Below are 13,767 nucleotides of genomic sequence, written 5' to 3' on the forward strand. Positions count from 1 at the left end.
TTGCAGCCGACTCAATTAGCAGATCAACTGGAGATGCGCAGGCAGCATCTGGCGCAAGCGCCTCGCTCGATTCGTGAGGGTAAGCTCAAGCGGGTTTCTGGAATTGTGCTTGAGGTAGAAGGTTTGCCAATGAGCATTGGTACTGGTGCAACCATACTGTCTGAACTCGGTGGCAAAACATACGATGCTGAATGCATCGGCTTTAACGGTGCCATTACCTATTTAATGCCGATCGACACGATGGAAGGTATTTCTCCTGGAGCTTTGGTTTATCCAGCAGATACCCCCTTTAATTCTGGATCGGGATATACCTCCAATAGCATCGGTGAGCCATTGCCCATCGGCGAGAGTCTGCTTGGTCGTGTAGTCGATGGCTTAGGTCGTCCGATTGATGGCAAAGGTTATGGGGAAAAGCAATTCTCTCCATTTATTCAAAGAACTTTGAATCCATTGGATCGCACCCCAATTCATGAGCCATTAGATGTTGGGATTCAAGCAGTCAATGGTTTGCTCACAGTGGGTCGAGGACAGCGGGTTGGAATCTTTGCTGGTTCTGGGGTTGGTAAAAGCGTTTTATTAGGTATGCTCGCGCGCAACTGCGTAGCTGATGTGATCGTGATTGGTTTGGTGGGTGAGCGTGGTCGTGAGGTGCGTGAGTTTTGTGAAGACACACTCGGCCCTGAATCATTTAAGCGCGCTGTTGTAGTTGCTGCTCCAGCAGATGCTTCACCCTTAGCGCGCTCTAAGGGTGCCTCGTATGCAACTGATGTAGCTATCTGGTTTAGAGATCAAGGTAAACATGTTGTTCTCATTGTGGATTCTCTGACGCGTTATGCGATGGCATTGCGCGAGATTGGTTTGAGCTTAGGTGAAGCGCCAGTAGCACGTGGATACCCGCCTAGTGTGTTTGCACGTATGCCTGAACTGGTTGAGCGCGTTGGTAATGGCGCTAATCCCGATGGATCGATTACGGCGTTTTATACCGTGTTGCTAGAAGGTGACGATACGAATGATCCAGTTGCGGATACTGCCCGCGGAATTTTGGACGGTCACTTCTTCTTATCTCGTGAATTAGCAGATAGTGGTCACTACCCAGCTATTGATGTTGAAAAGTCAATTTCTCGTGTGATGCCTAAAGTGGTTTCCAAAGAGCATCTCTTATCCGCAAGGCGCCTAAAGCAACTCTACAGTCGGTATATGAGGGGGCGCGATTTAGTTTCTATGGGCGCCTATATTGCCGGAACTGACCCAGATTTAGATGCAGCGCTCCAGGCTTGGCCAAAAATTCAGGCATTTTTACAGCAAGATGCCGAGCAAACCATTCCAATCGATCAAACTGAAAAACTCCTTTTCGAGATCGCTCCACCGGTGGTTTAATTCCTTATGTCTGCTATTGAGCTACTTCTGCGCCTAGCTAAAATCCGCGAGGATCAAGCAATGGCTCGTGCAAAAAGGGCTGCTGGACAGGTTAATCAAACAAAAGCCTTTAAAAATCAAGTACTTGAGTATGCTAAGGACTATGAGGTACAGATGATTGCCGGTGGCAATCAAAGTGTTTCTGTAGCATTTATTCAAGATGCCAATGCCTTTAGGGAAAAGCTGATTCAGAGCTCTATTGAGATGGATGGGCAGATTCAGGGTCTATCCAGAGCCTCAGAAGATACCCTCAAGACCGCCACAGAAGCCAGAATGCGCACCCTTGGATTGACTAAATTAGTCAATAAAAAGAAGCTGGAAGCCAGGAAGAAGAAGGCTAAGGCGGAAATGAACCTCTTTGAAGATAACTACGCCGCGAGGGCTAGTGCCAATTCTGGCACGAAAGATGCATAGTAAGTAGTGTTCCTTTTGGAGAAGCTATGCCAACAGTAGGTCAAATTCGAATGCAAGCAGCAGCCAGTGGCGTAAATGCCGCAGGTAGCAAGTCGGGCTCAATGCCCGGCGGCTCGGCTATGCCTGTGGGATTTGAGGCCTTCTTGTCAGCGCTAGACCGCTCTACAGCTTCTCGTCGTGATGCCCAGTTAAATTCTAGTCAAACTAGTACACAAGGCGCTTTTGCTATGCAAAATTTGCCTACTATGGGTAGCAAACAGGCTGGGGCTGCAAAAAATTCCGATCCAGTTGAAATGTTGATGGCAGAAATAGCCGCACAGGGCTTGCTGAACGTTGCCTTCCAAAATCCAAGTCAGGTTAATCAGACGAATGGTGTAAGTAATGCTGATGCCAACGCTAATATCCAGAGCTTGCTGAGTAGTTTAGATACACAACAAAATCAATCCTTATTGGGATTGGCAAATGGACAACAGCTCGACGCAAAACAAACAGCCTTAATCAGTCAAGCGCTCTCCAAAGCAATGAAAGCCTCTGGTCAGGGCGCGGAAGTTGCTATGCAAGGTCAGGCAGCTTCTTTACTGCAAGCATTGCAGCAACAGTCCTTGGGTCAGCAAAATACCCAAACCCCAGCACAAATTGCTAGCACTATTCAGAGTCTGGCGCAGAAAAATGGCATTACTTTGCCGCCAGAAATTCAGACTCAGTTAACCAATCTGATCAATAAGGGCTCGGAAACTGGCTCAATTAAGCTTTTGGGAATTGAGGGAGCTGGACAGCAAACATCCGCAGTAGTTGTGGAGCAGGCTGGTGTAGTTGATCCTAACAAGGCCACTACTATTCAAAACGTAATTGATCCTAAAACTCCTAACGTTTTAACTAGTGCTGGCGACAAATTGGCCAAATCTAAGACCTTGGATGTCAACTTAACACCAGGCAATGTAGCTGATAAAGGCCAGTTTGCTAAAGGTGGCGCACCATTGATGAGTGCGAGTGCTGTAGATGCCAAGGGCGCAGTAGAAGCACAAAACTTGTCCCATGCTGAAAAGCAAGAATTTAAAGATGCTTTAAATTTAAGTGAGATTACTGCAAGTAATGGCAGTTTAGCTAGGGCTGATGCTCAAAATTTAGGCAATCAACAGAAGATCGAATTGAAAGCATCAGAAGTTTCCTTGGCCTCAGGACCCTTGCATGAGCAGGTCATGAGTGCAGCGAAGTCTGGTGGCGGTCGGATTATGTTGGAATTAACCCCTCCAGAGCAGGGAACCATCCGAATTGACCTTAGAATTGACCAGGCCGGACGTGCACACCTCATTGTTGAGGGTGCTAGTGATGCCACCAAGTCCCGTCTCGATCAGGGCGGTCAAAACCTGAAAAATGAATTTGCTCAAATGGGCCTGAATTTATCCCTCGATTTAAGGCAGGGTGGTCAATCTCAGCAGGCTCGAGAGCAAGGTTTTGGCAGTTCTCGACAAGGTTTTTACAACAGCCAATCTACGATTTCTCAAAGCTCAAATACAACATTAGCCATCGGTTCTGCCGGATCAGGTGATAATAGGGGAAATAGCGATACAGTCCACCTGTATGCTTGATATTATTGAGTAAAGAGGAAGACAGCGATGGCTGAAGAAGAGCGTATTGAACCGACTTTAGATCCAAATGCAGCAGCGCCTGCTGCGGCTGCTTCAGGCCCTCCCGCACATGGCGATGGTTCCGAAGAAGCCGAAAAGCCTAAAAGCAAAAAAACACTTTTTATCATTATTGGTTTGGTAGTTGTGATTGTTGCTGCAGTTGGCGGATATATGTATATGCAGCACTCAGCCGAAGCAAAGCGTTTGCAAGAGGCTGAAGCAAAGCGCCCAGAAAATATCCTGAAGAAGCAGTTGATGGAGCGCAAAGAAAATGCGCCACCAATCTACATCCCGCTTGAAGAAATGATTGTTAATCTTCCTGGTCGAGGTGGTGAGCACTATCTTCAGGCAAAGATTGTTTTAAGAACCAATGATTCTGCTACTGAAGGCAAAATCAAGAATTTCATGCCAGTCATTCGGGACAAGATCATTACTGTTTTGTCATCACGTCAAATGCAAGAGTTAGCTACGGTTGAAGGTAAGGTCATGATGGCACGAGAAATTGCCTTGGTGATCAATTCCATTATTGCCCCACAGCTAACTGCGATTTATATTTTGCAACAACAGCCGGGCACCGCTGATATGCAAAATTTAGAGCGTATTGGTGCAGTTCCCAAAGAGACATCCTCTGGTCAAAAAATTACTGGGGAAGCAGCAAGAGCAGCTGCTGAATTCTGGAATGTCACTGAAATGGATTTGCCAGTGCAAGCTGTGTTGTTCAGTTCTTTTGTGATGCAGTAATCGACCACCTTAGAAAGTCCACTTAGGAAAACATGGCGGCAGAGGAAATCAATGTCGAGATGAACATTGACGCTGAAGATCAGCGTGCAATGTTTGATAAATCGAAGATCATTGCTCGGCGCCGCATGCCGACTTTGGAGTTGATTCACGAGCGCTTCAGTCGTGCAGTTCGACTCACTCTTTTCAACATGATTCGTGCACCGATTGAAGTGCAGATGCATCTTCCGGTAGTCAAGAGTTATCAAAAATTCGTAGATGAGTTTCCTGAGCGTACCAACATCAACATTGTTGGTATTCGCCCATTGCGCGGTGTGGGTTGCTGGATTGTGGATCCAGGCGTGGTTTACATTGCGATTGACAATATGTTTGGTGGCGAAGGGCGTTTAGCTCCGCGCCTGAATTTGCGTGAATACACTGCAACAGAATTACGTATCATTCGCCGCTTAGTTGACGCCTTTCTCAGTGAGTACGAGAAAGCGTGGAAATCTGTCTATGAAATTAAGTTTGACTTCATGAGACAGGAAACCAACTTCGGTTTTGCCAAGATTACCTCTCCTGGTGAGATGGTGTTGCACTCTAAATTCACTATTGAGATTAATGGCCGACCAGGCGATATTGATCTGTGTATCCCTTTTTGGGTGTTGGAGCCGGTTAAAAGCATTCTGTACAACAATATGCAAGGCTTCGCGACCGAGCCTGACCAGCATTGGACTGATTTATTAAATGATCAAGTTCATGAAGCCCCTGTTACTGCAGTAGCAGTTTTAGCTCGTAAGCAAATGCTGCTCCGTGAAATTACCTCACTTTCAGTTGGGGACATCATTCCTATTGAGATTAATGATCCTGTGACCGTGTATGTAGATGGTTTGCCGGTAATCAAGGGTCAATATGGCACGAAAGATGGCCGTTATTCTGTAAAAGTTGGCACGATTCAACATCCTGCAGAATTCCTGAAGAGTCCTCTTGAAAGTGCTCGTCTTGGCCCAAGCATGATGCGCAGTGCTGAAAAGGGCGAGCTTTATGAGCAACTTCCAGAAGTCGCCAAAAGTCATGTTGAAGTGCCTGAAAATCCAGACGCAAGCGATACAATTAGCGCAGTGACTGATGGCCTAGTGCCTGATGGTCAATGAAGCACAAAGAAAGTAGAGAATAGGGAATCACCATGGCTGAAAACGATAACGATTTAGCAAAATCAATGACTAGTGCTGATGTATCTGGTTCATTGAGAAAAGCCACCTTTAACAATCTAGAGGAAGGTGCTAGAACTAACCCAGACTTTAACGAAATTGATTTGGTGATGGATGTACCAGTTCAAGTCACAGTGGAGTTGGGTCGCGCCAAAATGCAAATTCGTAATCTACTGAACTTAACTTATGGTTCCGTGATTGAATTGGATATTCTGGCAGGAGAGCCGCTCGAAGTGGTAGTTAATGGATGCTTGGTTGCTCAGGGTGAGGTAGTGATTGTGAATGACCGTTACGGTATTCGCTTGACTGATATCGTTACTCCGGCAGAGCGTCTGCGCAAAATTAATCGTTAATTGACATGGACTCCTCGGTCGGAGGTATGTTGCTATTCTCATTTTTTTGGCTTGCACTTGCAGCCGCTCTCATTTGGGTTGTTGCATTCTTGGTAAAGCGCGACTCAGCTACCCGCGCCAGTAATCCGCATGTGATGATCTTGGCTCAGCAAGCCTTAGGTCCACGTGAGCGAGTGATTGTTCTTAATGTCTTAAATCGAATTTTGGTTGTGGGTCATACCCCCAGTCAAATTACTCTGATAGCTGAGCTTGATCCCGAAGATGTTGCTAATTTGAAGCCGCAAGCAGCAAGCGCAGATTTTGCAAATAATTTGCGCCAGTTTGTGAAAAGAAAATTAGGATGAAACGAAAAATATTCTGGTACTCATTTGGAATTACAGCCCTGATTGGGCTGTTTCCATTAGTTGCCTGGAGTCAATCTTTACCTCTTGTGACCGCTAAGGCGGGTGGCGGAGGTACGATGTACGCAGTGCCGGTAGAAACCATCATTGCGCTTACAGCGCTCAGTTTCTTGCCGGCCGCTTTGGTTCTCATGACCAGCTTCACGCGTATCCTGATTGTCTTTTCCTTATTGCGTCAGGCGCTAGGTTTGACGACCATGCCGCCAAATATTGTTTTGATCGGCCTTTCATTTTTCTTGACGCTATTCATCATGAATCCCGTCTTTGATTCGATCTATAAGAATGCTTATCAGCCTTACTCTACTGGCAAGATGGGCTTTCCGCAGGCAGTAGAGGTAGGCGCTAAACCTTTAAAAGAATTCATGCTCAAGCAAACCCGTCGAGACGATCTCAATCTCTTTGCAAAAATGTATGGCCAAGAAATTGCCACGCGTGAGGATGTTCCATTTACTGTTTTAATTCCAGCTTTTGCTATCTCCGAAATCAAGACAGGTTTTCTGATTGGCTTCGTAATTTATTTGCCATTCTTGGTGATTGACTTTGCGGTTGCCAGTATCTTGACATCGCTTGGTATGGTGATGGTCTCGCCAATGATGTTTTCATTGCCACTAAAGCTAATTGTGTTTGCATTGGCTGATGGCTGGGCGCTCCTGTCTACTTCACTTGTGCAAAGTTACATTAATTAGCGCCTATGGAAAGCGGAGTCATTATCGATTTGGTGTATCAAGCCTTAAGAATGGCAGCGGTATTGGCTGGTCCAATCTTGATGTCCTTGCTAGTAGTAGGATTGGTGATTGGTATTTTGCAGGCCGCTACTTCGATTAATGAATCGACTGTTGCCTTTGTTCCCAAGCTCATTGTGTTCGGCGTTGTGATCGTGATGATTGGCCCGATCACCTTAGTTTTATTTACTGACTATATTAAAGAGCTCTTTGCTCGCATACCTGGTTTGGTGAACTAATTTATGTTGACCATCTCAGGTCTTCAGATTGAGCAGTACATGGCAATCTTTATGTTTGCCTCAATGCGAGTGTTTGGACTTTTTCTCACCACGCCGCTATTTGCGTTTCGTGCCCTCCCAATGCAATTCCGTTTACTGGTAGCAATCTCCTTTGCCGCCTACATGATGCCTGTGATTTCCTCTGAGTTAATTCCTAATCCGGGCAGCATTACTTTCTTTGCCTCAGTGATTGAGTTATGTATCGGGGCATTTATGGGGTTTGTGATTCGATTGGGTTTTATGGTGATTGATATTGCCGCAGAAATCTTATCGTTTCAGGCTGGTTTTAGTTTTGCCTCAACGGCATTTCGAGATCCGGCTTTAGATTCTGGCTTGGTGGGTCAATTTTTGGGTCTTACCGCGATTGCTCTGGCCTTTTCTCTTAACATTCATTTGGTATTAGTTGAAATTATCTTGAGTAGCTTTAAAACAATCCCGGTTGGGGTGTGGCCAGATGCGTGGTCATCTAAAGGGGTGATGGAGTTAGTTGCTGCTTCATTTCGTTTGGGATTAATCTTATCCATGCCCGTACTACTCGTGTATATGATGTTTAATTTGACGCAGGCCTTTTTGGGTAGAACCAGTCCACAGATGAATTTATTTTCGGTTGGTTTTGCTGTCAGCATTCCTTTAGCATTCCTAGTTATATTTATGATTCTTCCTGATTTAAAAATTGTTTTGGAGCGCTCTCTTGAAAACCCACTGCAACTTATTCGCCAAGGCGTGGAGACACCCAATGCAAGATAAATATTTAATCCAGTTTTTCTTGACGCTGTCACTATTACTTCTTGGCTCTACTAGTTTTGCTCAGCCATGGCCTGAGGGTCCAAGCTCACCAGAGGGTGACACCAGTCAAGTTATGTCTGCTGAAGATAGGGTGACTATTTCTCAGAACTCCTTAGACCAAGCTCCTGTTGGTCCGGATGATTGTGAGTCAAAGTTTCCTTTTCCTTCCTCAGCCAAACGCGATCCTTATGCCGAAAATGGTCCAGAGGTCTGCAAGAAATTGCAGATTCGTGGACAAAGAATGCAATGTGAGGTGGATTCGCTTTTATTGGAAAAACCGACCAGCTCAACTACTGGCTCGAAAATTGAAATGGCTGCTTGGGCTCGTTGTAACATCAAGGTAGCATCGCTGTTAATTGAGGGTTATTACTTGCCGGCTAGTGAAATTGAGCGTCGCCTGCAAATCTGTAGCGCCAATTTTTATGCTGACCCAGGTAAGATGCCTAAATTAGGTTGGTATCAACGTTTTCTCAGGTGGGCTACAAGTAATGATCTAACCCCGCCTCCAACTGATGCTGCGATTGAAGTGGCATTAAAACAATCCACACCGCTAGAGAATCATCAAGATGCTGCCGGTCTCATGAAATGTGAGTGGATGTTCTCGCGGAGCAGATCTCCTGCAATTGACGTTTTACCAGGCGGAAGTCTTGCGGATGGTGATGGTGCCCCTCCTGTGGCGCCTAGCAAGAAGCCAGTGACCAAGCGCCCCGCTAAGAGCGCTACAAAGCCATGATTTATAAAGCAATATAAACACGAAGCCGAAAATATCCGTTAGAAAATCTATGAATAAAAAAATCAAACTATCTATTTCATTGTTTGCACTTGCGTTGTCATATGCAATCAGTTCAAGTGCCATTGCTAGTGATGCACCGGCTCCTGCCGCAAGTGCTGATAAGCCTAAAGCTTCAACCACGGCCACAGCAGCTTCATCATCTAGTGATGACGATATGAGCAAGGCGCTCTTAAATAAGATTAATAAGGGTTCTGGCGATATTGTTATACGAACTGGCGATCTTCCAGCTAGCAATACCACTGCGCAATCTAAGCCTGAAAGTAAGCCAAAGGCAACTAAGGCAGCGGCTAAGGCGGTTGAAAAGGATCATCACGACGTGCATTGGTCCTATGTTGATGGTCCTGGCGGCCCAGAAAACTGGGGTAATTTAAGTAAAGACAATTTAGCTTGCTTAAAAGGTAAGACTCAATCACCTATCAATATCAATGTTGATAGAGCGGTGAAAGCAGAGCTCACACCTTTAGAGTTTCTTTATAGACCTTCTCAACTCGCCATCGTCGATAACGGCCATACGATTCAGGTGAATTACGGTGAAGGCAGTAATTTGATTGCTGATGGTCGTCAGTACAGATTAGTTCAATTCCACTTCCATAAGCCCAGTGAAGAGGCGATCAATGGCGAGCGTACTGATATGGTGGCCCATTTAGTCCACCAGCACCATGATGGAAGTTTGGCAGTAGTTGGCGTATTAATGACTACAAAACCACCCGCAGCAAGCAAAAAGTACTGGTGGGGAAGTGACGAGGTTAAGGAAAATGGACTCATTCAGACGCTTTGGAATAATGTCCCACTGATTAAAGGTAAGTCAGAAGCGCCTGGAGTGGTGATCGATGTAAACCAGATTCTGCCGGCTGATAAGAGTTATTTCACCTATATGGGTTCGCTTACAACCCCACCTTGCAGCGAGAATGTACTGTGGTTTGTGATGAAAAACCCAATTTATGTCAGCGAAGAGCAGGTCAAAAACTTTGATCGCATTTATCCAATGAATGCCCGCCCATTGCAGCCAAAGGGTGATCGTTTAGTAAAAGAAACCAAAGCTAACTAAATCTTGGCCTATTGGCAAAAGCTGCCAATAGGATTGCATGGCATTGTAATAAAGCGGCAATTTTTGCCGATATTAAGAAAACCCCATATTTTGGGGTTTTCTTAATTCTAGGGCTCACTTCGTCAACGAAGTCAGCGATAAGGTGCTTAGCTTAAAAAGTTAGCGCTTACTAATTTAAATCTCCATATAAAACTGGCACGGTCCTTGCATATTCATATGTGAGGATTTTCCCCTCAGGATTTGTATTCCCTTAACGGGTGGAGAGTAAATGAACGCTGTACCGCAATACGACCCTTTAACTTTCGGCGAAAACGCACTAAAACTGCGTACGTATCGCCAGCAAGTGCTTGGGAACAATTTGGCAAACTCCGATACTCCTGGCTACAAAGCTAGAGATATCCGCTTTGCTGACGTATTGAAGGCGCAGCTAGATGGCAAAACATCCTCTAGTGCTATTGGAATGGCAACAACGCATTCAGCCCACATTCCTGGCAAGGTGCCCCAAGAAGATCCTCGCTTGCTCTACCGCATCCCAAATCAGCCTTCGATGGATGGCAATACGGTTGATGCTGACGTTGAGCTCACTGAATTTACTAAGAACTCAGTATTTACTGAGTCAGCACTCAATATGTTGGGTAGCACAATTCGTGGTCGTATGTCTGCAATTACAGGTCAACCTTCATGAGTTTATTAGGCGCATTTAATATCGGCTCGACTGGCCTCACAGCTCAAGCAATGCGCTTGAATGTGACTGCATCCAATATTGCCAATGCTGAAAGTGTCTCTGGACCGGATGGTCGCCCATACCGAGCAAGACAAGTGGAATTTACAGCGATCACTAAGCCAGGGTCTCCTGGATCTGGAGTTGAGGTTAGCAAAGTGTTGGAGAGCGATGCCCCACTAAGAATGGAGTATCGCCCAGGTCATCCAAAGGCAAATGCTGCTGGCTATGTGGAGATGCCAAACGTCAACCCAGTAGAAGAGATGGTGAATATGATTTCTGCATCACGTTCATATCAAATGAATGTGGAAGCAATGAATGTATCTAGGCAATTGATGTTGAAGACCCTAGATTTAGGTAAGTAATTAATAGAGAGCATGCGTAAAGCGTAAGAGGAAATTATGGCAATCACCAATCCAATGAGTGGCATTCGTACTTATGACCCAACTACAGCGAATAAACCCGCTGAGGCATCAGCTACATCCACAAGCGGCGGGACTGCTGCAGAGCAAACGCAAAATTTCTTAAAACTCTTGATTGCCCAGATTCAGAATCAAGATCCAATGGCTCCAATGGATGCATCCACGATGACTGCGCAAATGTCACAACTCAATATGGTGAGCAGTATGGGCAATATGAATACGTCCATGACCGCCATGCTTGCACAAATGCAAAGTGTGAATTTCATGAACCAAGCCGCATTGATTGGCCATAGCCCAGCAGTTGCTGGTAATGGCATTGCATTTGATGGAGAGAATCAAGTTATGTTGGGCGCAAATGCAGAAAATCCATTGAAGTCAGTCGTTGCAACCATTACTGATGCAGCTGGAAATGTGGTTAATAGTGTTGATTTAGGCAACCTCAATGCTGGTATGGCCAATTTTATTTGGAATGGTCAGGATGCTGATGGCAACACAGTCGATGCTGGAATGTACTACCTCAGCTTGGCTGGAACAAATTCAGCTGATGCAAGTGAGAACCCAACGGCTTATGTTGCATCAGCAGTTGCATCGGTAACTAAGGGTGCAAATGGCGATGCCATTCTGAATTTATTAGACGGAAGAGTAATTAATTCTTCCGAAGTGCAGCAGTGGATCAGTTAAGAAAAACGTAAGAAAAAATAAATAGTAGACAACAAACAAAAGTAAGCAAGATAAACAAAGTAAAGCAGAGATAAAAGGAAGAAAAATGGGATACGGAATCGGATTATCAGGATTAAAGTCAGCCTCCGAAGCAATTGACGTTACCAGTAACAATATTTCCAACGCACAGACAGTTGGATATAAATCTGGTGAATATGTGTTTTCAGATCAGTTCTTCAGAGCGCAAGATCCGCAATCTGTAGATCGTGCTGGTATGGGTGCATATCGTATGGCAATCCGCCGCACTGGTAGTTACGGTACGGTTGTGAATTCCCAAAATCCTCTAGATATGGCTATTACAGGTCCAGGTATGTTCATGATGGCGAAAACTGTTGATGGAACAGTGCCAACAGAGAATCCAACCAAGTTCCAGTATTCACGCAATGGCCAATTCGCAGTGGACAATCAAAATCGTATTGTTAATGAAAACGGTATGTACTTGGTGGGATATCCTGCTGACTCATCTGGAACCATTATTTCAAGCGCAAAGTCAGTATTGATTCTCGACCGCACACCATTAGCGCAACAGCCAACTAGAAATTCAAGTCTTGAATTGAATCTCGATAATCGTGTCGATCCAAAAACGGGAAGCATATTCTCGCCAACAGATCCGAATAGTTACAGTCAAGCAACATCACAAACTGTTTATGATGACAAAGGTTTTGCGCATACATTGGCAACTTATTACAAGAAAGTAAGTTCTCAATTAATGACGGTTACTGCGGCGGATGTTGGAACGGCAGCTAGTAGTAGTTTTACATTTAGTCCTACATCGACAATAAATAATTATGAAGATACTGCATTCAATGCGCTATCAGATGTTGACCCGTTTAATAGGCCTGCGGGCGAGCAATTTAACAGAATCGCTACGACAGCTGTAGCACTTGGTACTGGTTCGGCAACATTAGAAACGATCTATGAGTCAACACTAACGGCGCAGAGTGGTCAAGAAAATACTGTTGGGACTGTATATAACTTGCGTTTACGCGATGGTACCAACGTTACATTGACGCAAACTGTAGCAGGTACATCGAGCGTAAAAGCTCAATACACTGTGAATGTAGATCGTTTTGAGGTCTTTGCTACGATAGATGGAAATCCTGTTACACCAGATGCAAGTGTTACTCAGCCTACGAAACCAAATATAGTAATTACGAACGGCGTAGATTCAACAACGACAGAAAGTGCTGCAGTGACGTTTCGAGCGTTAGCAGCTGGAGAAACGCTAACAATAGGTGGTTTAACGCTTACAGCTACGGCAGCAATCTCGGCTTCAGCAGTAGCAGCAGGCTTTGCAAGCAAGACAAGTGGCGCTACTGCTGGGAATTCAGTTACTGGCGGTACTTGGTCAGGCACACTAACAGGGTGGGATACAAGTGCAGTAGCCTCTGGCGTGGTAACGTTCACAAGCGTTACAGCAACAGCAGATGTGTCTAACCTAACATGTACGCTAACTCCTGATGTATTGGTTGGTGGAGCTACTGATAGAACAATTCTAATTGAAGGTGAGGAGCGAGAGGAGCAGCTATCTTTGGGCGTAATGGGCTTTATTGCTGGTAAAAATATTGATTCTCTTTCTCGCGATTCCTTTGGAACACCACAGTTCGCAACTAGATTTAATATTGATGCCTCACGGGGTGAGGGTTCTGTCTATGGTCAGACATTAAACGGTGGCTCAATTCAGCTTACCATTGAAGGTAATGGAACTACTGCATATTCATCTGCAGCACAAACATATACAAATACACAAGATGGTTCTGCGACATCGCAATTAGCGTCTTACAACATAGATTCCAGCGGTAAGCTAGTGGCTCAGTATGATAACGGAAGCTCTGTTGTTAAGGGCCAATTGATTTTGGCCTACTTCAATAATCTTGAAGGATTGATTCCGAATGGTAATAACACTTATGAAGCTTCTTCAGCTTCAGGTGAGCCGCTATTGAGCTTCCCAGGCGATGGTACTTTGGGTGCGATTCGCTCTAAAGCAGTTGAGCAATCGAACGTTGACCTCACAGAAGAATTGGTGAAATTGATGGTCTTGCAGCGTCAATATTCTGCTGTATCACAAGCAACTAAAGTGATGGCGGCTACTTTGATTGATGATGCTATCAATATCGGTCGTTAATAGAAAGTAATC

The 13,767-nt window shown here is 45.0% G+C and carries 16 protein-coding genes; all 16 read left to right on the forward strand.

Translation table 11 applies throughout. From position 1 onward, the window contains the following. The 16 genes from FD975_RS02335 (at position 1) to FD975_RS02410 (ending at position 13,755) form a co-directional block, all read left to right on the forward strand. Entirely contained in the window at positions 1–1,377 is a 1,377-nt protein-coding gene (locus tag FD975_RS02335) for a FliI/YscN family ATPase (protein WP_215302782.1), read from the forward strand. A 60-nt stretch (positions 1,378–1,437) separates the two neighbouring features. Then, positions 1,438–1,830, forward strand: coding sequence for a hypothetical protein (locus FD975_RS02340; RefSeq protein WP_215302783.1), 393 nt, complete (start codon positions 1,438–1,440; stop codon positions 1,828–1,830). A 26-nt stretch (positions 1,831–1,856) separates the two neighbouring features. Further along, a complete protein-coding gene (locus FD975_RS02345) occupies positions 1,857–3,419 on the forward strand; it encodes a flagellar hook-length control protein FliK (protein ID WP_215302785.1) in 1,563 nt (520 codons plus the stop codon). Positions 3,420–3,446: 27 nt separating this feature from the next. Then, positions 3,447–4,199 (forward strand): flagellar basal body-associated FliL family protein, encoded by a 753-nt coding sequence (locus FD975_RS02350; protein ID WP_215302787.1) that lies wholly within the window; start codon positions 3,447–3,449, stop codon positions 4,197–4,199. Positions 4,200–4,231: 32 nt separating this feature from the next. Continuing rightward, entirely contained in the window at positions 4,232–5,329 is a 1,098-nt protein-coding gene (gene fliM / locus FD975_RS02355; RefSeq protein WP_215302789.1) for a flagellar motor switch protein FliM, read from the forward strand. A 32-nt stretch (positions 5,330–5,361) separates the two neighbouring features. After that, complete coding sequence (gene fliN, locus FD975_RS02360) at positions 5,362–5,739, forward strand: flagellar motor switch protein FliN (RefSeq protein WP_215302791.1); 378 nt, start codon at positions 5,362–5,364, stop codon at positions 5,737–5,739. Positions 5,740–5,744: 5 nt separating this feature from the next. Then, positions 5,745–6,083: a flagellar biosynthetic protein FliO gene (gene fliO, locus FD975_RS02365; RefSeq protein ID WP_215302794.1), complete on the forward strand. Its 339-nt coding sequence runs from the start codon at positions 5,745–5,747 to the stop codon at positions 6,081–6,083. Next, the gene (gene fliP, locus FD975_RS02370; protein WP_215302796.1) at positions 6,080–6,826 is read left to right on the forward strand and encodes a flagellar type III secretion system pore protein FliP; all 747 of its coding nucleotides are present in this window, start codon (positions 6,080–6,082) and stop codon (positions 6,824–6,826) included. The genes fliO and fliP overlap by 4 nt, the downstream gene beginning before the upstream one ends. Positions 6,827–6,831: 5 nt before the next feature. Further along, positions 6,832–7,101, forward strand: coding sequence for a flagellar biosynthetic protein FliQ (locus tag FD975_RS02375; RefSeq protein WP_215302804.1), 270 nt, complete (start codon positions 6,832–6,834; stop codon positions 7,099–7,101). A 3-nt stretch (positions 7,102–7,104) separates the two neighbouring features. Next, the gene (locus tag FD975_RS02380; protein WP_215302805.1) at positions 7,105–7,887 is read left to right on the forward strand and encodes a flagellar biosynthetic protein FliR; all 783 of its coding nucleotides are present in this window, start codon (positions 7,105–7,107) and stop codon (positions 7,885–7,887) included. Then, the gene (locus tag FD975_RS02385; RefSeq protein ID WP_215302807.1) at positions 7,877–8,659 is read left to right on the forward strand and encodes a hypothetical protein; all 783 of its coding nucleotides are present in this window, start codon (positions 7,877–7,879) and stop codon (positions 8,657–8,659) included. The genes FD975_RS02380 and FD975_RS02385 overlap by 11 nt, the downstream gene beginning before the upstream one ends. Positions 8,660–8,708: 49 nt before the next feature. Next, positions 8,709–9,767, forward strand: coding sequence for a carbonic anhydrase (locus FD975_RS02390; RefSeq protein WP_215302809.1), 1,059 nt, complete (start codon positions 8,709–8,711; stop codon positions 9,765–9,767). A 268-nt stretch (positions 9,768–10,035) separates the two neighbouring features. Further along, positions 10,036–10,452, forward strand: coding sequence for a flagellar basal body rod protein FlgB (gene flgB / locus FD975_RS02395; RefSeq protein ID WP_215302811.1), 417 nt, complete (start codon positions 10,036–10,038; stop codon positions 10,450–10,452). Next, a complete protein-coding gene (flgC, locus tag FD975_RS02400; RefSeq protein WP_215302813.1) occupies positions 10,449–10,853 on the forward strand; it encodes a flagellar basal body rod protein FlgC in 405 nt (134 codons plus the stop codon). The genes flgB and flgC overlap by 4 nt, the downstream gene beginning before the upstream one ends. A gap of 36 nt (positions 10,854–10,889) precedes the next feature. Continuing rightward, entirely contained in the window at positions 10,890–11,591 is a 702-nt protein-coding gene (locus tag FD975_RS02405; RefSeq protein ID WP_215302815.1) for a flagellar hook capping FlgD N-terminal domain-containing protein, read from the forward strand. 85 nt (positions 11,592–11,676) lie between these two features. After that, the gene (locus FD975_RS02410) at positions 11,677–13,755 is read left to right on the forward strand and encodes a flagellar hook-basal body complex protein (RefSeq protein ID WP_215302817.1); all 2,079 of its coding nucleotides are present in this window, start codon (positions 11,677–11,679) and stop codon (positions 13,753–13,755) included. Positions 13,756–13,767: the final 12 nt, after the last annotated feature.

The sequence above is a fragment of the Polynucleobacter sp. AP-Jannik-300A-C4 genome (genome assembly GCF_018688335.1).
GTDB lineage: Bacteria > Pseudomonadota > Gammaproteobacteria > Burkholderiales > Burkholderiaceae > Polynucleobacter.

Coding starts and splice junctions, on each gene's coding strand:
- FD975_RS02340 (WP_215302783.1), top strand. CDS start 1,438: ATGGCTCGTGCAAAAAGGGCTGCTGGACAGGTTAATCAAACAAAAGCC.
- FD975_RS02345 (WP_215302785.1), top strand. CDS start 1,857: ATGCCAACAGTAGGTCAAATTCGAATGCAAGCAGCAGCCAGTGGCGTA.
- FD975_RS02350 (WP_215302787.1), top strand. CDS start 3,447: ATGGCTGAAGAAGAGCGTATTGAACCGACTTTAGATCCAAATGCAGCA.
- fliM (WP_215302789.1), top strand. CDS start 4,232: ATGGCGGCAGAGGAAATCAATGTCGAGATGAACATTGACGCTGAAGAT.
- fliN (WP_215302791.1), top strand. CDS start 5,362: ATGGCTGAAAACGATAACGATTTAGCAAAATCAATGACTAGTGCTGAT.
- fliO (WP_215302794.1), top strand. CDS start 5,745: ATGGACTCCTCGGTCGGAGGTATGTTGCTATTCTCATTTTTTTGGCTT.
- fliP (WP_215302796.1), top strand. CDS start 6,080: ATGAAACGAAAAATATTCTGGTACTCATTTGGAATTACAGCCCTGATT.
- FD975_RS02375 (WP_215302804.1), top strand. CDS start 6,832: ATGGAAAGCGGAGTCATTATCGATTTGGTGTATCAAGCCTTAAGAATG.
- FD975_RS02380 (WP_215302805.1), top strand. CDS start 7,105: ATGTTGACCATCTCAGGTCTTCAGATTGAGCAGTACATGGCAATCTTT.
- FD975_RS02385 (WP_215302807.1), top strand. CDS start 7,877: ATGCAAGATAAATATTTAATCCAGTTTTTCTTGACGCTGTCACTATTA.
- FD975_RS02390 (WP_215302809.1), top strand. CDS start 8,709: ATGAATAAAAAAATCAAACTATCTATTTCATTGTTTGCACTTGCGTTG.
- flgB (WP_215302811.1), top strand. CDS start 10,036: ATGAACGCTGTACCGCAATACGACCCTTTAACTTTCGGCGAAAACGCA.
- flgC (WP_215302813.1), top strand. CDS start 10,449: ATGAGTTTATTAGGCGCATTTAATATCGGCTCGACTGGCCTCACAGCT.
- FD975_RS02405 (WP_215302815.1), top strand. CDS start 10,890: ATGGCAATCACCAATCCAATGAGTGGCATTCGTACTTATGACCCAACT.
- FD975_RS02410 (WP_215302817.1), top strand. CDS start 11,677: ATGGGATACGGAATCGGATTATCAGGATTAAAGTCAGCCTCCGAAGCA.